Origin of the sequence: Synechococcus sp. H55.10, assembly GCF_047502715.1 — a bacterium.
GTDB lineage: Bacteria > Cyanobacteriota > Cyanobacteriia > Thermostichales > Thermostichaceae > Thermostichus.
In genome coordinates, this window is sequence record NZ_JANSJJ010000040.1 from 41,263 (window position 1) to 64,803 (window position 23,541).

Below are 23,541 nucleotides of genomic sequence, written 5' to 3' on the forward strand. Positions count from 1 at the left end.
TGTAGCCCAACAGGTTGGAACGTTGCCAATGAGAGCAAGGCCAGTCTAAAAGTTCTGTGCTAGCATCTGCGTCGTGAGCCCTTGCGCAATTGAATTGCAGGTCTGTTGCAGGCTTCTCAATTCAAAAGAGTGCGTGGGCTGCTCGCTGTTGTTAAGACGCCAGGAGGTACATCTGTGAGTATTCAGGATCGGATTGAAGCCACAGCTAAGAATCTTGAGGGCAAGATCCAAGAGGCGGTGGGAGAGCTCACGGGAGATGAAAAGCAAAAACTGGAAGGCAAGGCCAAGCAAATGGAAGCTGCAGCTCAGCACGCCAAGGAAGATCTGAAAGATGCGGTGAAAGAAGGTGTAGACAACCTTTTGGGTTGATTGGGTTGAGCAGACTGAGTTGCTCAGCCAGAGTAAGCCTTCTGACGCGGGCGCACTTTTCGCAGTTTTACTCTGATAAAGGATGTTTTAAGGTTTGAGGATTAGGAGTATTCTCTTCATGGGCTAGAGGTAAGAGCTGGGTTTGCAGCAACCTCTAGCCTTTTTAAGTTTGTGTTTGTGTCTGTTGAGCTGCTTTAAGGTGGGAGGGCTGCCGTTATGGATCCACTGGATCTGGGGGTGGATATTGTAGAGTCTTTAGCATCCTCTGGGGATCTAGAGTTTCTCTACACCCGCGATATTGAATTTCGTCAGGAAACGATCTACTTCTTGGTGGTGGATCGCTTTTTTGATGGGGATCCCGAAAACAACGAAGGGCCAAACCCAGAACTTTACGATCCCCAAAAGCAAGATTGGGGCAAATACTGGGGCGGGGATTTGCAAGGGGTGATCGACAAGCTGGACTATCTGCAGCAGATGGGGATCACAGCCATTTGGCTCACGCCTTTGTTCGAGCAAGTGGAACGATTGTTTATTGAAAGTGCAGCGATGCACGGCTACTGGACAAAAGATTTTAAGCGCATCAACCCACGCTACATCGGCAAAGGGGAGGATCCCTCTCTCAACAATCCGGCCCCCACCACTTTCGATCGACTTATTGCGGAGATGCACAAGCGCAAAATGAAGCTGGTGCTCGATATTGTCTGCAATCACAGTAGCCCGGATACAGGAGGTGTCAAAGGTCAGTTGTTTGACGATGGGAAGCTCATTGCCGATTTCAACAACGATGTCAACAACTGGTACCACCACTACGGCGAAGTGACGAACTGGGAAGATGAGTGGCAGGTACAAAATTGTGAGTTGGCCGGGCTGGCAACCTTTAACGAAAACAATCCCGACTATCGCCACTACATCAAGTCCGCCATCAAGCAGTGGCTGGATCGAGGGGTGGATGCGCTGCGGGTGGATACCGTCAAGCACATGCCGATTTGGTTTTGGCAGGAGTTCATTGCCGATATCCAAACCCACAAGCCGGATGTTTTTGTTTTTGGAGAGTGGATCTACAGCGGCCCGGATGTAGAGGCTTCGGTGCAGTTTGCCAACCATTCCGGCATGACGATCCTGGATTTCGGCCTGTGCGTGGCCATTCGGGCGGCTTTGGGGCAAGGGGCTGCCGAGGGCTTTCGCCTCATCGACGACATCATTGCCAAAGACTATCGCTACAACGGGGCCACTGAGCTGATCACCTTCATCGACAACCACGACATGTGCCGCTTCCAAACGCTCAATCCGGATCCGGAGATGCTCGCGGTGGCAGTCGCCATCATCATGACCAGCCGGGGGATCCCTTGTATCTACTACGGCACCGAGCAGTACCTGCACAACGACACCGATGGCGGTAACGATCCTTACAACCGCCCGATGATGGAAAAGTGGGATCCGGACTCTCCACTCTACCGGCAGATTCGTCTCTTGTCGGGGTTGCGCCGTCTCAACCCGGCGGTCTCGTTGGGCAGCCAGTGGCGTAAGTACTTAACCGAGGAAGTTTGGTGTTACACGCGGCGCTATCGCGACAGCCGCTGTTTTGTCGCCCTCAACCGCGGCGAGGCCACCCGTCTGGAAGAAGTGGACACGGAGTTTCCCGATGGGGAGCACACCTGTATTCTGACGCGGCAGAAGTTTACGGTTCGAGAGGGGAAGATCCGCGATTTGGAGTTGCCCACCCGCGGCGTCATCGTGCTCAGCCATGTGGGAGAGCGGGTCAAGGGCCAGGTGATCGTGCGGGCACAGCTCAACGGAGTCAACACGCAGCCGGGGGAATGGATTGTGGTCATTGGCGATTGCCCGGAGTTAGGCTACTGGGACATTGCCCGTGGCTACCCGCTGGAATACATCAACGCCAACACGTGGTTTGGGGAGATCCCGTTCAACGAAAGCGCCGGTAAAGCCATTGCCTACAAGTATGTTCTGCTGCGAGAGGGTCGTTCGCCGATTCGGGAAAACTTGGTAGCCCGCCGCTGGTTGCTGGCCCCAGAGGGAACGGTCAAGTGGCGGGATCGGTGGGCCGGTTGACTTAGACTTAACTGGTTATGCAAGTTAAAATTCGTCCTGCCACGCCTGAGGATGTGCCCGTTCTGTTTGATCTCATCTGCGCTTTGGCCGAGTACGAGCACCTGAGCCACCTGGTAACGGGATCCGCCGAGCTGCTGCAACAGCATCTGTTTGGCCCCGAAGCCTTTGCCTCGGCCTTGTTGGCAGAAGTGGGGGGGCAAGCGGTGGGGTTTGCCCTCTACTTTCGCAACTTTTCCACCTTCCTCACCCGACCGGGGATCTACCTGGAAGACTTGTTTGTGCTGCCGGGGTTTCGCGGCAGGGGCATTGGCAAGGCGCTCTTGGCGCGGGTGGCCCAGGAGGCAGTGGCCAAAGGATATGGGCGGCTGGAGTGGATGGTTTTGGACTGGAACCAGCCGGCGATTGAGTTCTACCGGCGCCTGGGTGCCAAGCCACATCCGGAGTGGATCCTGCACCGCGTGGTGGGTGCTGAGCTGGAAGCTTTGGCTCGGCTGGCCGAGGATCCCTACCCCTCTTGAGCAAGAGATCCCAGGGATCCCTGCGCGAAAGGGGGATCCAGACCTCTATACTTAGCGGCTGAGCCGAGGTTGAGCCGAGCATGAGCCCAACGCAAACCGTCACTCCCCAGGGGGCTGAGATCCTCTGCATTGGCACAGAGTTGCTCTTGGGAGAGATCACCAACACCAACGCCCAATACCTAGCAGCCGAGCTGGCCAAGCTGGGGATCCCGCACTACTACCAAACGGTGGTGGGGGACAACGAAGCCCGCATCCACCATGCTTTGGAGGTGGCCTGCAACCGCTCCAGCCTGCTTTTAATTACAGGAGGGCTGGGGCCAACCCCGGATGATCTGACCCACGCGGCACTGGCCTCTTTTTTCGGCGTGGAGATGGTGGAGCACCCGCAGGTTTGGGAGGAGATTCTGCGAAAGTACGGCCAGCGAGGTATGGAGCCCTCGCCCAGTAACCGCAAGCAGGCCTTTTTGCCTCAGGGGGCAACCGTCCTGCCCAACCCCCTGGGCAGCGCCTGTGGCCTCATCTGGCAGCCCCGGCCCGACCTGCACATTCTCACCTTCCCCGGCGTGCCGCGGGAGATGCAGCAGATGTGGCAGGAGACGGCTGTGCCCTATTTGCGCTCCCTGGGCTGGGGCAAGGAAGTGTTTTACAGCCGCGTGTTGCGCTACTGGGGCATTCCTGAATCGACCTTGGCCGAACGGGTGGGATCCCTGCTGGCGGGGGAAAATCCCACCGTGGCTCCCTACGCCAGCCAGGGGGAGGTGCGCCTGCGGGTTACCGGACGCGCCCCCACGCGTGAGGCGGCGGAAGCATTGATTGCCCCGGTGGTGGAGCAGATTTTACAGATTTCCGGGGAAGACTACTTCGGCAGCGACGAGGCCACCTTGGCCAGCGTGGTGGGGGAGTTGCTGCTGCAGCGGGGGCAAACCCTGGCGGTGGCGGAATCCTGCACCGGTGGCCTGCTGGGGCAGTTGGTAACCGGGATCCCGGGCAGCTCCCGCTATTTTGTTGGGGGGATCGTTGCCTACGACAACCGCATCAAGGAGCAGCTCTTGCGGGTGGATCCCGCGGCGCTGCAGCAGCAGGGGGCCGTGAGCGAGCCGGTGGCGGCCCAGATGGCGCTGGGGGCCAAGCAAGTCCTCGGCTCCGACTGGGCCTTGAGCATCACCGGCATTGCCGGGCCAGACGGGGGTACCCCCACCAAGCCGGTTGGCCTTGTGTATCTGGGCTTGGCCGACCCGGAGGGGAACGTGGAAGTCCACGAGTACCGCTTCGGCAGCTTGCGGGGCCGCGAGGGGGTGCGCTGGTGGAGCGCCCAGACGGCGCTGGATTGCCTGCGGCGGCGCTTGCTCCGCTACCCCCTTTCGGGGGATCCACCTCAGCAAGGCCAGATCCTTGAGTAAGCTGGGGGAGCAGGCAGATCTCGGAGCAGGCTGATGATCCCCGATGCCCTTCAGGCCGGCAGGGAGGCGCTGCAGCAGGGCCGTTTCCAAGAAGCCGTCCAACTGCTAGAAGCCTACTTGGCGCAGTCCCGCCAGCAGGGCGAAGCAGCAGCGATCTCGGCAGACGCATCCGACAGCCAGGCCCTGGAGGCCCAGATGAACCTGGTGCGGGCCTACCATCTGGCGGGCGAGGCGGAGAAGGCGCGGGCGCTTTGTCTGGAACTGCTGCAGCACCCGGATCCCCAGGCGCGAGGCTGGGCCCAAAAAATCCTGCCCCGCCTGCCCCAAACGGTGGAAAAACCCGCTGCTTCCCCGCCCTCCCCAGAACCGGCTCCTGAAGCTCAGCCGCTCTCCAGCCGCCAACGGGCCGGTCAACTGGGCCTGAAGATCCCCCTGCCGGAGCGGGCCGGCTCTCTACGCTGGGCCAAGTGGGGATCCCTGGCTGTGGGCATCCTCTTCCTCTGGTGGCTGAGTTTTGTGTTGGTGGGCGCTCACCTAGATTTCGGATGGCTGAGTTTTCCGCGGCAGCTTTGGTTTTTGCAAGGGTTGCTGCCCTGGCTGCGCAATGGCCTGCGCTGGTTGGTAGCCGGCAGCCTGGCGGTCAACTTTGGCGTCGGCCTTTTGTTTTTTGCCCCCTGGCTGATGGATCACCTGCACCGGCGGCTGCACAAGCTGCGCTGGGCCACCTTGGGGGAAATTGAGCGCCACAGTCCCGAGGCGGCCCGCCTGCTGCAGCGCCTCTGCGCCCAAAAACAACTGAAACAACCCCGCCTGGGGGTGATCCCAGAAGGGGGGCCACTGGCCTTTGTTTACGGCACTTTTCCTGATGGCGGCCGCATTGTGGTCACCCAGGCTCTCTTGCAGCAGCTTGCCCCGGACGAGATTGCCGCTGTCTATGCCCAAGCCCTGGGGCGCATCGTCAACGGCGACATCCTGGTTATGACCCTGCTGGGATCCCCCCTTCAACTGGTTTACTTGGCTCTGGAGCAGGTGAGCCAACTGGGGAACAAACGGCGGGATCTCATCGGCCATGTGGCCCCACTGCTCTACCTGATCTACACAGTGCTTTCCTACCCGCTGTTTTTCCTCTCTCGCCTGGGCACCTACCACGCCGATCACTTTGCGGTGGAGGCCACGGGCAACCCCAACGGGCTGGTGGCTGCCCTGCTCAAGTCGGCTGCCGGCCTGCAGGAGGCCCACAAAAACGACCGCCGCCCCTCTTCGCTGCTGCACTGCACCCGCCTCTTCAGCCTCCTGGACTTCAAAACCACCACCGCCGCCAGTGCAGCCAGCCGTCTCCGGGATCCCGCCCAGGCTGGCCAAGTCTTTCTCTGGGATCAGCTCAACCCCTGGGCCCGCTGGATGCAGGTCAACTCCAGTCATCCGTTGCCGGGGCACCGCTTCCAGGTTTTGGCGGAGTATGCGCAACGGCTGCGCCTGCTGCCGGAGTTGCGCCTGGGATCTGGATCCAAGTTGGATGTGGTCCGTCTGCAAAGCCGCTTCTGGCTGGATCTGGCCATCTACGCTGCCGAAGTGGTCGGGATCCTCGTCGGTTGGCTGGTGGGGCTGATCCTCTACCTGCTGCTGCAAGATCGCCTCGATCCCAAGGTCATTGCTGCGGCAGCGGTGGTGGGCTGTGGCCTAGGCCTGGGATCCAAGGCGGTGTTGATGTACCGCGGATCCCTGTCGCCCCAGACAACTGATGTACTCCACTTGCTGGCTGACCCTGAGGCGGATCCCTGCCGTGGCCAGCCGGTGGAGCTGGAAGGAGAGCTGCTGGGCTTGGGACAAGCCGGCTATCAACTGGGGGCGGAGCCGAAGCTGCAAGATGCCACCGGGCTGATCCCGCTGCGCTTTACCTCTCCCCTGGGGCCGGTGGGCAATGTCTTTTCCGGCCTAAAGCAGCTCCGTGCCCTCATGGGCCGGCGGGTCAAGGTGGTGGGCTGGTTCCGCCGCGGCAACACCGCCTGGGTGGATCTGGCCTATGTGCAAGTGGGATCCGACCGGCTCCACAGCCGTCCCCGCCTGTGGCTGGCTTTGTTGGGTTTGGGAGTTGTCTTGCTGGGGATTTGGGGGGCCTTCTATTTCCCCAACCTGCGCTTCTACCTGCGACGGTGGTAGCCGACCACTAGCGACGAGAGGCCGTCAACTGCGCCTTGCGCAGCCGCACCGACTGGGGCGTGATCTCCACCAGCTCGTCCTCGCCGATGTACTCCAGCGCCCGCTCCAGGTTCATCTCCACCGGCGCCTGCAAATGCACCAGCTCTTCCCCGCTGGCAGCCCGGTGGTTGGTCAGTTGCTTGGTTTTGCAGACGTTCAACTCCAAGTCCTGTGGACGGTTGTGCTCGCCCACGATCATGCCCTTGTAGACGCGGGTACCTGGCGTAATGAAGAACACCCCGCGGTCTTCCGCATTTTTCAGGGCGTAGCTGGTGGCCACCCCTTCTTCAAAGGCGATCAGCACCCCGTTGCGGCGCATTTCCATTTCAGAGGTCAGGGGGCGATACTCCAAAAAGCTGTGGCTCATGATCCCCTCGCCGCGGGTGATGCGGACGAACTCGCTGCGGAAGCCGATCAGCCCTCGGGCCGGGATGACAAACTCCAACTGGGCCCGCCCGTCCGCGCCCACCATCAGGTTCTGCATCTCCCCCCGCCGCTGCCCCAGCCGTTCAATGCAGGCGCCCACCGTCGATTCCGGCACATCCAGCACCAAACACTCATAGGGCTCGTAGGGTTGGCCGTTAACCTCGCGGAAGATCACCTTCGGCTGCCCCACCTGAAACTCGTAGCCCTCCCGCCGCATGGTCTCCAGCAAAATGCCCAGGTGCAGCTCGCCCCGCCCCGACACCAAAAAGCGATCCGGGGAATCTGTCTCTTCCACCCGCAGCGCCACGTTGGTTTCCAGCTCCCGCAGCAGGCGCTCCCGCAATTGCCGCGAAGTAACAAAGGTGCCCTCTTGGCCGGCAAAGGGAGAGTCGTTGACGCAGATCATCACCTGCAGCGTCGGCTCATCCACCTTGATCAGCGGCAAAGCCTGCGGGTTCTCGGGAGAGGTGAGGGTGTGGCCGATGTTGGCCTCGGCAAACCCCGCCACGGCGACGATGTGGCCGGCAGTAGCCTCGGTGAGCTCGACGCGCTGCAGGCCCTGGAAGCCAAAGAGCTTGGTTACCTTGCCCTTGACGATCGACCCATCTTCTTTGACCACCGCCAACTGATCCCCAAGGCGGATGGTGCCGTTGTGGATCTTGCCGATCACGATCCGACCCAGGTATTCCGAGTACTCCAGCGTGGTAACCTGCAGTTGTAACGGCTTGGCCGGATCCCCAATCGGCGGCGGGACATGCTTGAGGATGGCTTCAAAGAGGGGCTTCATGTCCAGCGGGCCGCTGTACCTTCCTTCCAGAAAAGCTTTCAGGTCAGCTTCTTCCAGGGCAAAGCCCCGCAGCCCCGAGGCAAATAGGTAAGGGAAATCACACTGGTCTTCGTCGGCTCCCAGCTCCAGAAAGAGATCCAGCACCTTGTCGATGGCTTTGTAGGGCTCGGCACGAGGCCGATCGATTTTGTTGACCACCACGATCGGGCGCAGGCCCTTTTCCAACGCCTTGCGCAGCACAAAGCGGGTTTGCGGCATCGGGCCTTCGTTGGCGTCCACGATCAACAAGCAGCCCTCCACCATGCCCAGCACCCGCTCCACCTCTCCGCCGAAGTCGGCGTGGCCGGGGGTATCGACAATATTGATCAGGGTTTCGCCGTAGCGGACGGCTGTGTTCTTGGCCAGGATGGTGATGCCCCGCTCTCGCTCCAGGGCATTGAAGTCCAGCACGCAGGTGGGAATGTCCTCTCCCTCCCGAAAGGTGCCTGCCTGGCGCAGCAGGGCGTCCACAAGGGTGGTTTTGCCGTGGTCGACGTGGGCGATGATGGCGACGTTGCGGATGGGGAGTGACATAAGAAATAATCAACTCATAAAGTAACGCCCTATAGGCGAGCTTGCCCTAGGGCTGCTTCTATAACTGTAGCGCAAAGAAGCGTTACACTAAGAGATAGGGGAGCAACAGAGCGAACTCCCCCACCGACGCCGACAGGCCCTCCTCAGGGGATCCTGTTAACTGCGCCGGCAACCGGCCTAGGTTGCCTACATATCCGCGCCGCGTAGGTAGAGCAGCAGGATAACCGCCGGCCCTGCCAGAACGATCAAGGCCAGCAGCGCCAACTGCACGAACACTTCGTACTGTCCGAACATACCCCCAACTCCCAGAGCTTACGTTTTGTATCCTAAGGGCAGCCCTTCCCCTGAGATGAGAGAGCTGTTACAATTCTTTAATATTTGACACTGCCCAGGGATCCCTAGCGTTCCTGCTGCGCCTGAAACGGCATGGGATCGAGGTTAAACAGCTCCTGCAGGATTTGCATAGCCCTGCGCCGCGCCTCGATGTCCCGCTTGGCCCGCAGCTGCACCATGGGATCGTGCAGGATCTTGTTGACGATGCCGCGGGTGAGGGCGTCGATCACCTCCAGGTGCTTTTCGGCAAAGTCTTTGCCTAGGCGGGAGAGGGCTTTTTCCATCTCCTGCTCGCGTATAGACTCCACCTTGTGGCGCAGGCTGGAAATGGTGGGCACCGTCTCCAGAGAGCGCCACCACTCCATAAACTGCTCCACCTCTTCTTCCACCAAGTCTTCGGCATCCCGGGCCAGCTTTTGCCGCTGGGCGCGGTTTTCTTCCACAATGCGGGAGAGGTGATCCACGTTGAACACCTGTACCCCTCTTAGCTTTTCCACGTCGGGATCAATGTTGCGGGGCACCGAGATATCCACCAACAGCAGCGGCTGATTCGTCTGCAGCACCCCCGCCAGTTGCTCGTAGGTGAGGATCGGCTGGGTGGCGCCAGTGCTGGTGAAGACCAGGTTGGACTCGGCCACACTGCTCAACAGCGCCTCCCAGGGCAACACCTGGATCGGCTGCTCAAATTGTTTGGCCAGGGCCTCGGCTCGCTCCAAGGAGCGGTTGACCACGGTAATATCCACCGCCCCTTTGGCCAGGAGGTGCTGCACCAACAGGCGGGCCATCCTCCCTGCTCCCACCACGGTCACCTTGCCCTGGGAAAGGGATCCCTGCTCCTGCAAGGCCAACTCCACCGCTGCCGAGCTGATGGACATGGCGCCGGTGCCGATCCCCGTCTCGGTGCGGATGCGCTTACCGGCGGTGATGGCCGCCTTGAAGAGGCGGTTGAGGATGCGATCCATGCCGTTGCAGGCTTGCCCCAGTTGCTGCGCTTTTTTCACTTGCGACAGGATCTGCCCCTCTCCCAACACCAAGCTGTCCAGCCCGGCGGCCACCCGCACCAGGTGCGTCACCGCATCTTGGTAGAGCAGCGTAAACAGGTGCGGGCGCAGTTGGGGCAGCGGGATCCCTTTTGCCTCCGCCAAAAACTGCATCGTCTGCTGGACACCGCTTTCCATTTCTGGGGTGACAATGTAGACTTCCAGCCGGTTACAGGTGCTGAGGATCGCCGCTTCCTCAATGTGGGGGTGGGCACGGAGCTGCTGGATCCTCTCTCCCACCTCGGCCTCGGAAATGCTGAGGCGCTCCCGGATCTCCACAGGAGCTGTGCGATGGCTAAGACCGACAACCGCGATAAACATGCCTCTCCGTCGTCTGTACAGCAACAGTTATTAAAAGCAAAATCTCTGAACAAAAGCAAATCATCCCTTTTCGGGAAGGTTGAGCTGAGACCGGTGTCAAGGCAGTTCCTTGTCTCGGTTCCAGCAAGCTTAGGTAACTTTTCTCAGCCTACCTAAACCCTAAGACCAGTATCGAACCGGTTTCGCAGGATTTTGCTGAAGAGTTATTACGTTTTTTCGGGTTGCAACTTGATAGATTTTTTAACGTTCGACCAACGAGAAGAGCGACCTTCGCCAAGGGAAAGTCGCCCTCATCTTTTCGGCAGGGGATCTGTTTAGCGCAGTTGCAGGCTGCGGGGCTGTTGGCCGTCTTTCATGTGGATGGTATCCACGAAGCGCACCGTGCGCGACTGGCTGGAGATCACCAGGGTTTCGGTGCGGGCCCCACCGCCGAAGAAGCGCACCCCCCGCATCAGGTCGCCATCGGTAATGCCGGTGGCGGCAAAGAGCACTTCCTTGCCGCTGGCCAGCTCTTCGCATTCCCACACCTTGTCGGGATCCTCGATGCCCTTTTCTTTCAGTTCCCGCCGCGTTTCCTCCACCGGCGGCAGGTAGGTGCCCGCCTGCACCACTTCGGGATCGTAGATCAGCCGCCCCTGGAAGTGGGCGCCCAGGCAACGCAGCGCCGCTGCCGAGATCACTCCTTCGGGAGCCGCCCCGATCCCCATCAGGGCGTGGATGCCGGTGCCGTTGAAGCCTGCCGAGAGGGCCGCCGAGATGTCGCCATCGGTAATCAGCTTCACCCGCGCCCCCGCCTCGCGGATTTGGCGGATGAGATCGACGTGGCGCTTGCGATCCATGACCACCACCGTCAGGTCTGAGATCTCCCGATCCAGGCTTTCGGCGATGATCTGCAGGTTTTTCTCAGGGGGATAGTCGAGGTGCACCTTGCCCTTAGCCTGGGGCGGAGCCGCCAGCTTTTGCATGTAGATGTCCGGCGCGTGCAGCAGGCCGCCTTTTTCGGAGATGGCCAGCACTGCCATAGAGCCGTTTTGGCCTTTGGCCACCAGGTTGGTACCCTCGCAGGGATCCACGGCAATATCGATTTCCACCAGCTCTTCCACACGGCAGAATTGCTCCGCATCCGGGCGGGTACAGATGCCCACCTCTTCCCCGATGTAGAGCATGGGGGCCTCATCACGGGTTCCCTCCCCAATGACGATGCGACCGCGCATGAGGATCTGGTTCAGTTTTTCCCGCATGGCCTCGACGGCCACCTGATCGGCAGTCTTGTTGTCGCCTTTGCCCATCCAGCGGGCGGCGGCAATGGCAGCCTGCTCCACCACTTCGATGATCTCTAGCCCCAACTTGTTGTCCACGGTGTGCCCCCTTTGTGATGTCGGAACGGTGAAGGCCAACTTAAGGATATCTTCAGACTCTGCTCCTCAGTTTACCAGGGTAGGCTTCTTCTCAGGATCCCGTTCTCTCAACCCCAATAATCTGAGAGAACAAATCCCCCAAAGTCAAGCAGAAAGAGCGATCCCCGTCTTGGCTGTTGGCTATTGTCGGCTGGGGATCAAGGGTGATAGCCTGGCTTAAAGCCAATAAGTTTTTCTTAAGGACATTAAAAAAACGCGATGAGAAGATACGTTTTCGTCAACCGTTCCCGGCAGGTTCAGGTGATACGAACGATCCCCGGCCACTGGGAGCGTACCCTCTTCCCCGGCCAGTATGCCATTTTCGAGGCGGAGCCCGACGACTACCTAGAAGTGTATAGCTGCTGCTGCTCCACCACCCTTTTGGAAGAGCGCCGCCCCTGCCACTCGCTCTTGGATTCTTCGCTGCCTGAGGCCGATCCCCACTCCTGGCTGCCCCCCCACCTGGGCAGCTTGGCAGATGCAGTGAACGGATAAAGTGAATCAGCTTGAGGATCCCAGATCCTGAGGCCGATTCCCGATTTTGGGCAGCTTGGCAGAAGGGGCATCGGGGGGACGGTTGAGGCAACTGCCCCGTGCGGCGTCGCGAAAGGTGTCGATGCCTTCTATGCAATTTTGAAAGCCGCAATAGGGGCAATAGAGGCGATCCCCCGGCTGCGGCTCCACGTCAGCCTGGCTCCACCACCGCCGGCAGCGGTCACAGCAAAAGTGGTAGAGAAACTCCAGCGCCACCCTCATGGCAACCATCTCCCTGCCCTGGTAGAGTCCAGCGACGAGAAAGAAGGGGGATACCCTAGATCGCGGCGCTCCAGCTTAGCCGACCAGCAAGACAAAGTCATTATGAGTATGGTATGTTAGGTTTGGTTTACATTTGTACTTTACCGTAAGGAGCATCGACTGATGTCTCAGGAAGGATGTCTGCGGGTGGGGCAGCCCGCTCCCGATTTTTCGGCCACTGCCGTTTACGACATGGAGTTTAAGACGGTGAGGCTTTCCGACTACCGGGGTAAGAAGTACGTGGTGCTGTTCTTCTACCCCTTGGACTTCACCTTCGTCTGCCCAACGGAGATCACGGCTTTTAGCGATCGCTACGACGAGTTTGCCAAGCTGGACACGGAGATCCTCGGCGTCTCGGTGGATAGCGAGTACTCTCACCTGGCCTGGATTCAGACCGACCGCAAAGCCGGCGGGGTGGGCGAGCTGAGGTATCCGCTGGTCTCCGACCTCAAGAAAGAGATCAGCGCCGCCTACAATGTCCTAGATCCGGCGGCAGGGGTGGCTTTGCGCGGCCTGTTCATCATCGACAAAGAAGGGATCATCCAGCATGCCACCATCAACAACCTGGCCTTTGGCCGCAGCGTGGATGAAACCCTGCGCACCCTGCAGGCCATCCAGTACGTGCAAGCTCACCCCGATGAAGTTTGCCCGGCCAACTGGCAGCCCGGCCAGAGAACGATGAACCCCGACCCGGTGAAATCCAAGGAGTTCTTCGCGGCGGTTGCCAAGTAGGCTTGCCCAGGCCCTGTCAGGGTGCAGGTACAGCTCCAGCTTTGCTGGAGCTTTTTTGGCCAAAGGCAGCCCGACAAAAGATCCGACTCTTCCCAACATGACCTTCCGCCTCCTCTCTCCCTCGGGGAGAGGGGCCGGGGGTGAGGGCTAACAGCGCCGAACCCTTTCAAACCGGTTGCCAGCGGAGACGAATAAATTAAAGATCCCCTGAGCTGGCCAGGGGATCCGACAAGACAGAAAGACAAAGGCCGCCGGAATTAGTCCCAGGGCTTCCCGTCGGTGAATTTGTAGGTAACCGGCTCTTTGTTCTTGCCGATGTTGTGATCCACCTTGCCGACGGGCTGGCGCCCCTCGTTGACCTTCTCGGGAAAGACGCCATCTTTGGGATGCACCAGCTCCGGCTGTCCACCCGCCGGGATGCGGAAGATCTGGTAGTCCTTGATCTTGAACTCCGAGATCAACTGGGCGCCGAGAGCCAAGCACTGCTCCTTGCGGGCGAAGGTGAGATAGTTTTTGCCCTCCACCATCTCGGCAGCGCCGCCGGTGGGCATTTCAAACACCTGCCCCGGCTTGCCCGTCCAGGTGATCACGTATTTTTCTTCGGTTTCGGCTGCGCTCAACAGCCCTCCGGTGGATCCGCCAAACAGAGGCAGCTTCGCCCCCTGACGGGGATCGCCTTCCATCACAGCCATAGCCTACCTTCTCGTTTTTGTTTGCGTTGTCGGGCCGCGCTTGGAGTTGCGGCGCGGAGCACTTTGAATCTACCATCGGCCCAATTTTTGACCCCAGATCTGCCGGCGAACTGTAATTTTTCGTAGCAGATCCAGATCCGGCGCCGGCGGATCCCGGCTTACCCTGTGAGCCACTATAGAAGCAGGCCGCAGAGCTCTACCTTTGCAACAGGAACGACGTCCATGGCCCAGTGGTCCCTCCATCCCAGTTCGCAATCCAACGCCAGGGTCATTCTCATCCCCACTGCTTTTGGCCACGATACGCAGGCGCCGCTGGCCATTCTCAACGCTGGCGCCGAACTGTGTGCCTTCGAGCCTAGGTTGGGGATCGATGTGGATAAGCTGGCGGTGGCGCAGTTGCCGGGGCTGGTGGATGAGCCGCCCTACGGCATGTGTGAGGCGGCAGTGACGCAGGCTTGGCGACGACAACAGTGGCCGGTGTTGTTGCCTTCGGTCTTGGCGGCCAGTTGGGGGGCCATTCGTGCCCTTTGGAAGCACCACCCGGCCCTGAGTGTGGTGCATTGCAGTGCCCATGCCAACCTGATGCCTCCCGCAGAGATGACCCAGCCGGAGCAAGATATGGGCTATGGCAACGCCGCTTGGGTGGAGCGGCTCTACCAGCACAAGCTGCCGGTGGTGCATGTAGGGCTGCGCAGCGGCAGTGCCCGCGCCTACGCCTGGCTCAAAAAACACTCCAGCCCGATCTTCTGGGCCCAGGATGGCTGGGATCCGCAGCAGGTGGTGGAGGCTTTGCCGGAGCAGCCGGTGTTTTTGGTGGTGGACTGCAGTGTGCTGGATCCCTCTCTGGCGCCGGCGGTGCATTACCCAGAGCCGGGGGGGCTGGGCTGGTTGCGACTGTTACAAACCTGTGAGGCCATCTTCGCCGCTCGCCCGGTGGTCGGCCTTTCCCTGGGAGGGGTGGCGGTGGGATCGGCGACGCGGCCAACCGCCCGCGTGGTGGCCCGTCTGCTCAATTGGCTGCTGGCCTGCTACGGCCTCTACTCCCTGAAGCTGGATCCCGACCCCGCTATGCTCGAACGGCTGGAAAATAGATCGCGAACCTTTTGAGCCCAGCTTATGAAGTCTTTATCCGCATTCCTCTCGACCCTGACACTACGGGTACAAGGCGGGGTTCCTGCGGTTTCTAGCTGACCTTGGGGTTAGGCTGAGGCACCAGCTTCGGCCCAGAAGCTTGGGGCTGTGCGTCCTCGGCTCTGTCCGGCACCGGGCGCAGGGGTGGGCCGAAGCGGCCAACGACTATGGTGTTGTGCAAGGCCGGGATCTGGCGGATGGATCCCTGGCGTAGGCAGCGGTGCAGGCGGCGCAGCAGGAAGAGGTCGGCCTCGGAGCACTCCTCTCGGAACAGCCTCACGTTGAGCTCGTGTTCCTGAGCAGCGGTGAGCAGACCGGTGATCATAGCGGTTTGAATGATCTGCTGCACGGTCATGGTTGTCGCTTCATTCATAGATTCATGCTGCTAAATCGAGATTTTTTGCTGCTCTTATTCTCGACAAATCCCTCTGATATTGACTCCGCCAAATAGCGGATTCGAGAATGGGGGCTTTCGAGGTGTTCATTGACTGCTGATTCATAAGGGCTCCGTCCCGCTGATGCGACCAGATCCCATCCGAGGAAAAAGCCTAGAATCTTTGTGGTGCAAGCTTTTCTCGGCTAATCGGGAGCAAAGCCGGCAACTTGATACGTAGGGATCCAACCTTCGCTGCAGTGCGGAATTAGACTCAACAATGGGTTGCTTGAACTTGCCAAAGAGTGGCCGATTCCATGATTTTCCGAGCTGTTGTTTGAAGCTACAAACAGATGTCTGTAGCAATACGGAACTGGGAAGCGTCGCTCGTTACCGACAAATGGCGTAGGCTTGATTGGCCTTTTATCTGGGCTTTGTGGGACAGGAAGGCAACCAGGATGAGCGGCAACTTTGTGTTAGTGTAGGGGCACTCTGCGGTGGCGGTTGGCCATGTCGGAAAGTCCCCAACAAGTTGGCTGTGCTGTCCCGCTGGGCTGCTGCGGCTGTGGTTGTCTGGGTCTGCTGGCGGTGCTGGGCTTGGGGCTGGTGGGGGCAGGGATCCTGGTCTGGAATGGGATCCGCGCTTCGGGAGCCTATCGCACCTACCAGTTGGCGGTGGAGCAGCTCGAACAGAATGCGGTGGTGGTGGAGCGGCTAGGGGATCCCCTGCGTCCGGGCTGGCCCTCGCGGCTGCGCTTTCAGAAGGATGAGCAAGCCGGCTGGGCCTGTCTGTCCTTTTTGATCACAGGCTCCCGGCGCACCGGCGAGGTGGCTGTGGAGTCGGAGCGGGGGGTGGCCGGTAAGGACTCCGTCCCGCTGACGCGAACAGCCTGGCAGTTGCGCCATCTGCAGGTGAAGGTGGATGGGGATCCGCAGGCCATTCGGGTCATCGAGGGGGGATCCCGGTGTGAAGGGGAAGAGCCGCCCCTACAGCCTGAGGGCGAGATCTGAGTAGTCGGACAAGGGCAGCCACGGCTAGAGTCAAAAGGACTCCGTTCCGCTGACGCGAATGGTTGTGGCCCTGGATCCCTATGCGATCGGTTCCCTATCTGCGCTTGCTGCTGCTGTTGGCGCTGCTGGCCTCGTTCACGGGCTTGATTGTCTGGCTGATCCAATCGTTTTTGGATCTGTACTACGCCACCCGCTACCACCCGATTTTGGGGGGGCTGTTGATCGGGGTGCTGGTGTTGCTGCTGCTGGTGTTTTTGGCCGCTTCCATCTACTACTTGTTTCTGTTCCGCCCCGCCCCTAAAACCGAGAGGCTTCCCAGGCCGGCCCCCCCGGAGACCCCTGCCGAGAAGTGGGAGGCAGCCCGGCGCAACCTGGCGCAACTAGAAGCTCAGATGGCGCAGATCCAGGATCAGGTGGCGCGGGCGGCGCTGGCGGAGCGGTCGGCTCGGCTGGCCCAACAGTTGGCCCAGCCCCAACTGCAGGTGGTGGTCTTCGGCACCGGATCGGCGGGCAAAACCTCGCTGGTGAACGCGCTGCTGGGGCGGCGGGTGGGGGCGGTGGGGGCAACGCTGGGCACCACGCAGGCGGTGGCGGTTTACGATTGGGACTTGCCCGGGATCCCCCACCCGGTGCAGATCGTGGACTGCCCGGGCATTTTGGAGATCGGGCCGGCAGGGGCGATGCGGGAAGAGGAGGCGCAGGCCCAGGCCCAGGCCGCCGAGCTGCTGTTGGTGGTGGTGGATGGGGATCTGCGCCAGTCGGAGGTGGATCCCTTGCGCCGGTTGATCGCCCTGGGCAAGCGGGCTCTGCTGGTGCTCAACAAAATCGACCGTTACACCTCGGAAGAACGGCAGCTCCTCTTGCAGCGCCTGCGGGAACGGGTTTACCCCCTGATCCAACCGGAAGATGTGCTGCTGGCTGCTGCTGACCCGGCCCCCGTGCGGCTGGGATCCCAAACCTGGCAACCGGAGCCCGAGGTGGCAGCGGTGCGGGATCGCGTCCAGGCGGTGCTCTACGCCGAAGGGGGATCCCTGGCCTTGGACAATGCCCTGCTGCAATTGCAGCAGTTGGGGGAAGAGGCCAAGCGGATCATCCAGGCGCAGTTGCGCCGCCAGGCGGAGGAGGTGATCGATCGCTTTCAGTGGATCGTGACCGGCGTCGTGTTTGTCAACCCCATCCCGGCGCTGGATCTGCTGGCCATTGCCGCCATCAACGCCCAGATGGTGGTGGAGCTGGGATCCCTCTACGGCTGCCAGATGAACCTGCAGCAGGGGCGGGAACTGGCCCTGTCCCTGGCCAAGACCCTGGCTGGCCTGGGTCTGGTGGAAGGGGCGATCCAACTGACCACCGGGCTCCTGGCTACGGTGGCTGAGGTGAGCGTGGTCGGTTTTTTGGCGACAGCCCCCATCCAGGCGGCCAGCGCCGGCTATCTCACCCGCATTGCCGGCAAAAGCTTCATCGAGTATTTCCAGCGCAACCAAAGCTGGGGGGAAGGAGGGATGCAGGCGGTGGTCAGGGCCCAGGTGGAGAGCACCCAAAAATCGGGCTGGCTCAAGGAGTTTGTCCGCCAGGCCTCAGAACGGGTTTTTCGCCTGCGCTAGTCCCTGTTGGCGGCCTCGACAGCAATATCCGTCGGCAGGAAGGTCAGCTCCATCTGCGCCACATAGTCGGCGTAGCTCAGGGCGGGCACATCATCCCATTCCGCCAGGCCATGCATGCACTTCGACCATTGAATAAAAGTGGCCGGATAGATATAGGCCAAGCTGGGATCCTGCAAAACCTCTTTGGGCAGCGGCGGAGCCGACTTGAGCACCGCCAACAAAGCCGGGGGCTTGTGGAGGATCACGCGGGTGGCCTCGATCTGCTCTGGGGAAACCTTGAACTTGGCGGCGACAAACGAGATCACTTTGGAAAGGGTCATCACCCACCACCAACCTTGCCTACAGAAAGAGATTGCCCCCAAGCCAAGAGGCTGGCCTCAGGGATCCTACGGAGCCCAAGCAAGGGGAGCAGCGAGGATGGCCGGCTTTGGGATCCCCTTGCCTGAGGGGAGGGCTTCTCGCTATTCTAGATAAGCTGAAAAATTGGGAGAAACAGGTGAGCCGTGGCTAAAAAGAGCATGATCGAGCGGGAGAAAAAGCGCCAGCGCTTGGTCGAAAAATATCGGGAGAAGCGCCAACAACTAAAGGCGGCCATGGCCGATCCCAACATCGACCAGGTCACCCGCATGGAGCTGCATGCTCAACTGCAAAAACTCCCTCGGGCCAGCTCGCCCACCCGCCTGCGCAACCGCTGCTGGAAAACCGGGCGTCCCCGCGGCTATTTCCGGGATTTCGGGCTCTGCCGCAACAGCTTGCGGGAAATGGCCCACCGCGGCCTGCTGCCGGGCGTGGTCAAGTCGAGCTGGTAGTTTGCCTAAGCCGCCGTTGCTTGGTTCTACAGCCAAACCATTCTTTTGAGGGAGCCGGCGTGGGCCTGCAGCCTTTTCAGCTTTGTGATGAAGATCTCGCTCTAGAGGTTGTGGAGGCATTGGCCGGCGAATCCCAGTTGGCCGTGGATACCGAAACGATGGGCTTGATCCCGCAGCGGGACAGGCTCTGCGTCGTGCAAATAGCTAACGCTGCCGGCGAGGTGGTGCTGCTGCGGCTCAGCCGCGGCGTGAAGCAGGCCCCCCGTTTGGCGCGGCTGCTGACGGATCCCAACATCGAAAAGATCTTCCACTACGCCCGTTTTGACCTGGCCATGCTGCGCTACCACCTGGGGATCCAGGCCTGGCCGGTCTTTTGCACCAAGGTAGCCAGCAAGCTGGCCCGCACCTACACCAGTAAGCACAGCCTGAAGGACGTGGTGAGCGAGCTGTGCGGGGTGGAGCTAAACAAAGCCGCCCAAAGCTCCGACTGGGGAGCTGTCCAGTCCCTCTCGCCGGAGCAGTTGGACTATGCGGCCAACGATGTCCGCTATTTGATCCCGGTGCGCCACAAGTTGGCCCAGATGTTGCAGCGGGAGGAGCGCTGGGAGCTGGCGCAGCGCTGTTTTCAACACCTGCCCACCTTAGTGGAGCTGGATCTGCTGGGATATAGCAACGTCTTCGAGCACCAGTAGGCGACAGCCCCGAAGAACCGGCCTCGCCGCTGGCCGGCAGAGTATTGGGCAATACAGTTGGTTGCTCTCCTCTCTGGTGTAATGGGAAGGAGGCTGGCCGTGAAAACCACCGGAGTTGAGTCGATGTTGGAGTCGCAGCAGGTGGCCCAGAGCAGTGTCTCTCTTGGGCTCTTGGACAAGCCTATCCTGGAGCTGCGCCACGTCTCCCTGCAGTACCCCGGCAAGGGATCCCCGGTCACGATCATCCGCGACCTCAGCTTTTCGGTGGCCCACTCGGAGTTTGTCTCGATTGTGGGGCCGAGCGGCTGCGGCAAGACGTCTCTTTTGAAGATGATAGCCGGCCTCAACACCAACCACGGCGGCACCCTTTACTTTCGGTTGCAGCCCGTCACCGGCCCCCTCAAGAGGGTGGGCATGGCCTTCCAAAATCCGGTGCTGCTGCCCTGGCGCACTACCTTACAGAACGTGTTGCTGCCTCTGGAAGTGGTAGAGCCCTACAAGCGCACCTTCCGGCAAAACCTGGCTCAGCACAAAAAGTCGGCGCTGGAGCTGTTGGCCGCCGTGGGCTTGGATGGTTTCCAAAAAGCCTATCCTTGGCAGCTTTCCGGGGGGATGCGGCAGCGGGTTGCCCTCTGTCGAGCTTTGATCCACCAGCCGGAGCTGTTGTTGCTGGATGAGCCCTTTGCCGCCCTGGATGCCTTCACCCGCGAGGAGATGTGGGAGATGTTGCAGCGGCTGTGGCTGCGCACCGGCTGCACGGCTATTCTCATCACTCACGATCTGCGGGAGGCGGTTTTCCTCTCCGATACCATTTATGTCATGGGGTCGCGGCCTAGCGAGATTGTCTTTACCCTCAAGGTGGAGCTGCCCCGCCCGCGCCCGTTGGAGATCTGCCTGACGGACGAGTTTCACCACTTGGTTGCGGAAGTGCGCAAGCACATAAGGACTCCGTCCCGCTGACGCGAACGGCGCAGCAGCTAACCAAAGTTTTCTCGATAGATCGCCGCGCAACCCTGCCGAGGGATCCCGATGAAGAACTCCTTTGACCGATTTCTCCAGACGAAAGCGGCCTCGCTGCTCCTGCCGGTGGTCACCCTGCTGCTGACCCTTGCCCTTTGGGAGGCAGGGGTGCGGCTGTTGCAGGTTCCCCGCTTTGTTTTGCCTGCGCCCAGCGCGATCTGGCAGTCGATGCAGGAGTGGGACGAGGTGATCCTGGGGCACTCGCTGTTTACCCTCAGCTCAACCCTGCTGGCTTTTGGGCTGGCTTTGGTGGGCGGGATCTTGCTGGGATCCCTTATCGGCAGCTCCCGCCTGGCCCATCTGTGTCTGTACCCACTGCTGGTGGGGTTTAATACCATCCCCAAGGTGGCCCTGGTGCCGCTGCTGGCGATTTGGTTTGGCCTGGGCATGATCCCGGCGGTGATTACAGCTTTTTTGCTGGCCTTTTTCCCCATTGCCGTGAATGTGGCGGTAGGCCTGGAGACGGTGGAGCCAGAAATGCGCGATGTGCTGCGCTCCCTGGGGGCCAGCGGTTGGGAAATCTTCCTCAAGGTGGGGCTTCCCCACAGCTTGCCCTATCTGTTTGCCTCGCTGAAGGTGGCCATTTCGCTGGCCTTTGTCGGCGCGGTGATCGCGGAGACAGTGGCCTCTAACCGCGGGCTGGGCTACCTGATTGTGTCCGCCAGCTCTTCTTTTGATGTGCCCTTGGCCTTTGCCGGCTTGGTTGCCCTCGGCCTCATGGGTGTTCTGCTCTACTCTTTTTTCGCCGCTCTGGAGCGCTACCTCTTGGCCTGGCGGCAGTAGCGGGAGGGATCCCGACGGGAAAGCTGGCCCAAGCTAGCTCAAGTCGGGAAAGGTGGCCCGCACCGCCGGGTGGATGAGCTTTCCGCCCCGGATGTTGAGCCCCTTGGCCAGGCCCGGATCCTGCTCCAGGGCGGCGCTCAAGCCAAGGTTGGCCAACTTGAGGACGTAGGGGAGGGTGGCGTTGACCAGCGCCTGGGTCGAAGTCCAGGGGACGGCCCCCGGCATGTTGGGAACCCCGTAGTGCAAGACTCCGTAGGCTTCGTAAACCGGCTGGGCATGGGTGGTGACCTTGGTGGTGGCGATGCACCCCCCCTGATCCACGGCCACATCCACGATCAAAGAGCGGGGCCGCATCTGGGCCACCAGCTCTTCCTTCACCAAAACCGGGGCGCGGCTGCCCGGCACCAACACTGCTCCCACCACCAGGTCGGCCTCGCGGACGCACTCCTCGATGCTCTGGGCGGTGCTGTAGAGCAGCTCCACCCGCGACCCGAAGATCAGCTCCAGCTCGTTGAGGCGCTGCAGGTTGATGTCCAGAATCTGCACCCGCGCCCCCAGCCCGACGGCCATCTTGGCCGCCTCCGTACCCACCGTGCCCCCGCCCAGGATCACCACCCGCCCCGGCGGCACCCCTGGGATCCCGCCCAGCAACACGCCTCGCCCCCCCTGCTGACGGGTGAGGTAGTGGGCGCCAAATTGCACCGACAGCCGCCCGGCAATCATGCTCATGGGCATCAAGAGGGGCAGGGATCCGTCGGGCAGCTCCACCGTCTCGTAGGCCAGGCAGGTGGCCCCCGAACGCAGCAGGGCCTGGGTCAGCTCGCGGCTGGCCGCCAGGTGCAAGTAGGTAAACAGGATGAGATCCGGATGGAGCAAGGGATACTCGGCGGGCAGGGGCTCTTTGACCTTCACCACCAACTGCTGCCGGTAGATCTCCTCAGGGGTGGCGGCCAGCTTGGCCCCCGCTTTTTGGTAGTCTTCGTCGCTAAAGCCCGCCCCCTGGCCGGCTTGGGTCTCCACCCACACCTGGTGCCCCTGCTCGGTCAGGGCCCGCACCGCCGCCGGCGTCAGGCCGACGCGAAACTCCTGCTCTTTGATCTCTTTGGGCACGCCAATGCGCATAGGGATCCCCACAGGGCTGTTCTCCAGTCTAGACAGACCGGCGCTGGGATGGGATCCCTGGCCTGCGCAGACCGGCCAAAATCCCTACCTTTTCCCCGCAAGGGGACGGAAATTCTGTTGAGGGGATCCGGTGGATCCCTGGCTAGGTTGGGGGTTGCTCCACCCGGAAGGGATCCCTAGCGCAGGAAGCGGGCCAAGAGCAGCAGGCCGAGGCTGCCGAAGAGGAGGTTGAAGCTCCAGGCTGCTGCCCAGGGGGGAAGGGCTCCTGCTTCTCCCAAGCTGCGAGATACGCTCAGCACCACGTAGTAGGCAAACACCAACAGGATCCCGAAAACGACGCCGCCATAGCGGCCCACACGGCGAGCAGTGCTGGATCCCAGGGGAAGGGAAATCAGCACGGCAAAAAAGCTGGCCAGGGGCAGGGAAAAGCGCATGTGGAACTCGGTGCGCAAGGGCTGGGTATTGAGGTTGGAGCGGGCCAGGCGGGAGATGCGCTCCGCCAGCTCCGGTAGGCTGAGCTCGTTGGGGGGAACTGGCGGCTGCAACAGGGCGGCCAGATCTTGGGAGACCGCCAGCGGCTTGCGGTCGAAGGGCTCTTCGGCCAGGCTGAGACCATCGGGGCCGTAGCGGTGGGTCACTCCTTCGCTGAGGGTCCAGTTCAGGCCATTCCACACCGCCTGGGCCGCCAGCGTCACTTCCGCCAACTGGTACTTGCCCCCCGGCAAGGGATCCACCTGCAAGATGGTGACATCCTGCATGGTATTTAGCCGCGGATCCACCTGGCGGATGAAAAACCAGAGGTTGTCTAAGGACTCCGTCCCGCCAACGCGAGCGGTCTTGAAAAAGACGTCGTATTGCACCGGGCTTGTAGCCTGGGCCAGGAGCGCCTGCTGGTCAATGCGGCGGATTTCCCGTTTGCTGGCCGGCAAGAGCACGTTGCTGATTAAAAAAGCGCTCAGGCTCATGAGCAGTCCCACCAGCAACAGGGGACGAAAGATGCGCGTAAACGGGATCCCGGCTGCCCGCATGGCGGTAATCTCGCTGTTGCCGCTCAGCTTGCCCAAGGTGAGCATGGTGGCAAAAAAAGCAGCGATGGGCATGCCCAGCACCACCATCTCCGGCAGATCCAACATCAAGAGCCGCAACACCGTCAGGGGCGGTACGGATCCCTCGACCAGCCGCTCGGCCAGGGTAAAGAGCCGGCCCGCCAAAAGCAGCAGGGTTCCCCCAGCTATACCGGCCAAAAGGGGGGTGAGCATCTGTCCAAAGAGGTAGCGCTCCAGCAGCCAGAACTTGGTGAACAAGCGGGCCATGGGCAAAAGTTGAGGGATTAGGGCTATTTCAAGC

General features: G+C 61.0%; 24 protein-coding genes. 14 read left to right on the plus strand and 10 right to left on the minus strand.

Annotated features, from left to right (window positions below; all coding sequences use genetic code 11):
• Positions 1-105: 105 nt before the first annotated feature.
• The 5 genes from NW858_RS03445 to NW858_RS03465 all read left to right on the plus strand — a co-directional run bounded on the left by NW858_RS03445 (position 106) and on the right by NW858_RS03465 (position 6,517).
• Positions 106-369 (plus strand): CsbD family protein, encoded by a 264-nt coding sequence (locus tag NW858_RS03445; protein WP_414347920.1) that lies wholly within the window; start codon positions 106-108, stop codon positions 367-369.
• Between the two features lie 216 nt (positions 370-585).
• Positions 586-2,439, plus strand: a complete 1,854-nt coding sequence (locus tag NW858_RS03450; RefSeq protein ID WP_414519794.1) for an alpha-amylase family glycosyl hydrolase — start codon at positions 586-588, stop codon at positions 2,437-2,439.
• A 17-nt stretch (positions 2,440-2,456) separates the two neighbouring features.
• Entirely contained in the window at positions 2,457-2,957 is a 501-nt protein-coding gene (locus tag NW858_RS03455; protein ID WP_414519796.1) for an N-acetyltransferase family protein, read from the plus strand.
• Between the two features lie 80 nt (positions 2,958-3,037).
• Positions 3,038-4,357, plus strand: a complete 1,320-nt coding sequence (locus NW858_RS03460) for a competence/damage-inducible protein A (RefSeq protein WP_414334410.1) — start codon at positions 3,038-3,040, stop codon at positions 4,355-4,357.
• 33 nt (positions 4,358-4,390) lie between these two features.
• Positions 4,391-6,517 (plus strand): M48 family metalloprotease, encoded by a 2,127-nt coding sequence (locus NW858_RS03465; RefSeq protein ID WP_414519798.1) that lies wholly within the window; start codon positions 4,391-4,393, stop codon positions 6,515-6,517.
• A 7-nt stretch (positions 6,518-6,524) separates the two neighbouring features.
• Here the strand turns inward: NW858_RS03465 and typA are convergent, their stop codons facing one another.
• From typA to glpX, 4 genes are all read right to left on the minus strand, one after another.
• The gene (typA, locus tag NW858_RS03470; RefSeq protein WP_414509294.1) at positions 6,525-8,342 is read right to left on the minus strand and encodes a translational GTPase TypA; all 1,818 of its coding nucleotides are present in this window, start codon (positions 8,340-8,342) and stop codon (positions 6,525-6,527) included.
• A gap of 186 nt (positions 8,343-8,528) precedes the next feature.
• The gene (gene psb30, locus NW858_RS03475; protein ID WP_011433833.1) at positions 8,529-8,636 is read right to left on the minus strand and encodes a photosystem II reaction center protein Ycf12/Psb30; all 108 of its coding nucleotides are present in this window, start codon (positions 8,634-8,636) and stop codon (positions 8,529-8,531) included.
• Positions 8,637-8,740: 104 nt separating this feature from the next.
• Positions 8,741-10,036, minus strand: a complete 1,296-nt coding sequence (locus NW858_RS03480; protein WP_414334406.1) for a glutamyl-tRNA reductase — start codon at positions 10,034-10,036, stop codon at positions 8,741-8,743.
• 314 nt (positions 10,037-10,350) lie between these two features.
• Positions 10,351-11,394 carry a class II fructose-bisphosphatase gene (glpX, locus tag NW858_RS03485; protein WP_414349313.1) on the minus strand — a complete coding sequence of 348 codons (1,044 nt, stop codon included), beginning with the start codon at positions 11,392-11,394 and terminating at the stop codon, positions 10,351-10,353.
• 258 nt (positions 11,395-11,652) lie between these two features.
• On the opposite strand from glpX, the gene NW858_RS03490 reads away from it, so the two are divergent.
• Entirely contained in the window at positions 11,653-11,928 is a 276-nt protein-coding gene (locus tag NW858_RS03490; RefSeq protein WP_414338064.1) for a DUF1830 domain-containing protein, read from the plus strand.
• Positions 11,929-11,934: 6 nt separating this feature from the next.
• Here the strand turns inward: NW858_RS03490 and NW858_RS03495 are convergent, their stop codons facing one another.
• The gene (locus NW858_RS03495) at positions 11,935-12,198 is read right to left on the minus strand and encodes a hypothetical protein (protein ID WP_414519801.1); all 264 of its coding nucleotides are present in this window, start codon (positions 12,196-12,198) and stop codon (positions 11,935-11,937) included.
• 153 nt (positions 12,199-12,351) lie between these two features.
• On the opposite strand from NW858_RS03495, the gene NW858_RS03500 reads away from it, so the two are divergent.
• Entirely contained in the window at positions 12,352-12,960 is a 609-nt protein-coding gene (locus NW858_RS03500; RefSeq protein ID WP_414334399.1) for a peroxiredoxin, read from the plus strand.
• A 257-nt stretch (positions 12,961-13,217) separates the two neighbouring features.
• Here the strand turns inward: NW858_RS03500 and NW858_RS03505 are convergent, their stop codons facing one another.
• Positions 13,218-13,652, minus strand: coding sequence for a photosystem I reaction center subunit II PsaD (locus NW858_RS03505; protein ID WP_414334398.1), 435 nt, complete (start codon positions 13,650-13,652; stop codon positions 13,218-13,220).
• Between the two features lie 222 nt (positions 13,653-13,874).
• Between NW858_RS03505 and NW858_RS03510 the strand changes: the two genes are divergently transcribed.
• Positions 13,875-14,759 carry an arginase family protein gene (locus NW858_RS03510; RefSeq protein WP_414334396.1) on the plus strand — a complete coding sequence of 295 codons (885 nt, stop codon included), beginning with the start codon at positions 13,875-13,877 and terminating at the stop codon, positions 14,757-14,759.
• A 76-nt stretch (positions 14,760-14,835) separates the two neighbouring features.
• Here the strand turns inward: NW858_RS03510 and NW858_RS03515 are convergent, their stop codons facing one another.
• Positions 14,836-15,156, minus strand: coding sequence for a hypothetical protein (locus tag NW858_RS03515; RefSeq protein WP_414367864.1), 321 nt, complete (start codon positions 15,154-15,156; stop codon positions 14,836-14,838).
• A gap of 510 nt (positions 15,157-15,666) precedes the next feature.
• Between NW858_RS03515 and NW858_RS03520 the strand changes: the two genes are divergently transcribed.
• Positions 15,667-16,167 carry a cytochrome c oxidase assembly factor Coa1 family protein gene (locus NW858_RS03520; protein ID WP_414509298.1) on the plus strand — a complete coding sequence of 167 codons (501 nt, stop codon included), beginning with the start codon at positions 15,667-15,669 and terminating at the stop codon, positions 16,165-16,167.
• Between the two features lie 80 nt (positions 16,168-16,247).
• Positions 16,248-17,768, plus strand: coding sequence for a YcjF family protein (locus NW858_RS03525; RefSeq protein WP_414519803.1), 1,521 nt, complete (start codon positions 16,248-16,250; stop codon positions 17,766-17,768).
• Here NW858_RS03525 and NW858_RS03530 read toward each other — a convergent pair.
• On the minus strand, positions 17,765-18,088 hold the full coding sequence (locus NW858_RS03530) for a hypothetical protein (protein WP_414334389.1): 324 nt from the start codon (positions 18,086-18,088) through the stop codon (positions 17,765-17,767). The genes NW858_RS03525 and NW858_RS03530 overlap by 4 nt on opposite strands.
• Positions 18,089-18,271: 183 nt before the next feature.
• On the opposite strand from NW858_RS03530, the gene rpsN reads away from it, so the two are divergent.
• From rpsN to NW858_RS03550, 4 genes are all read left to right on the plus strand, one after another.
• Positions 18,272-18,577, plus strand: coding sequence for a 30S ribosomal protein S14 (gene rpsN / locus NW858_RS03535; RefSeq protein ID WP_414334387.1), 306 nt, complete (start codon positions 18,272-18,274; stop codon positions 18,575-18,577).
• Positions 18,578-18,636: 59 nt separating this feature from the next.
• Positions 18,637-19,269: a ribonuclease D gene (locus NW858_RS03540; RefSeq protein WP_414334385.1), complete on the plus strand. Its 633-nt coding sequence runs from the start codon at positions 18,637-18,639 to the stop codon at positions 19,267-19,269.
• 99 nt (positions 19,270-19,368) lie between these two features.
• The gene (locus NW858_RS03545) at positions 19,369-20,229 is read left to right on the plus strand and encodes an ABC transporter ATP-binding protein (RefSeq protein ID WP_414519806.1); all 861 of its coding nucleotides are present in this window, start codon (positions 19,369-19,371) and stop codon (positions 20,227-20,229) included.
• A 69-nt stretch (positions 20,230-20,298) separates the two neighbouring features.
• On the plus strand, positions 20,299-21,072 hold the full coding sequence (locus tag NW858_RS03550) for an ABC transporter permease (protein WP_414519808.1): 774 nt from the start codon (positions 20,299-20,301) through the stop codon (positions 21,070-21,072).
• A 33-nt stretch (positions 21,073-21,105) separates the two neighbouring features.
• Here the strand turns inward: NW858_RS03550 and ald are convergent, their stop codons facing one another.
• Together ald and NW858_RS03560 are read right to left on the minus strand one after the other, a co-directional pair.
• Positions 21,106-22,194 (minus strand): alanine dehydrogenase, encoded by a 1,089-nt coding sequence (gene ald, locus NW858_RS03555; RefSeq protein WP_414519810.1) that lies wholly within the window; start codon positions 22,192-22,194, stop codon positions 21,106-21,108.
• 176 nt (positions 22,195-22,370) lie between these two features.
• The gene (locus NW858_RS03560) at positions 22,371-23,507 is read right to left on the minus strand and encodes an LptF/LptG family permease (protein ID WP_414519812.1); all 1,137 of its coding nucleotides are present in this window, start codon (positions 23,505-23,507) and stop codon (positions 22,371-22,373) included.
• Between the last annotated feature and the right edge of the window lie 34 nt (positions 23,508-23,541).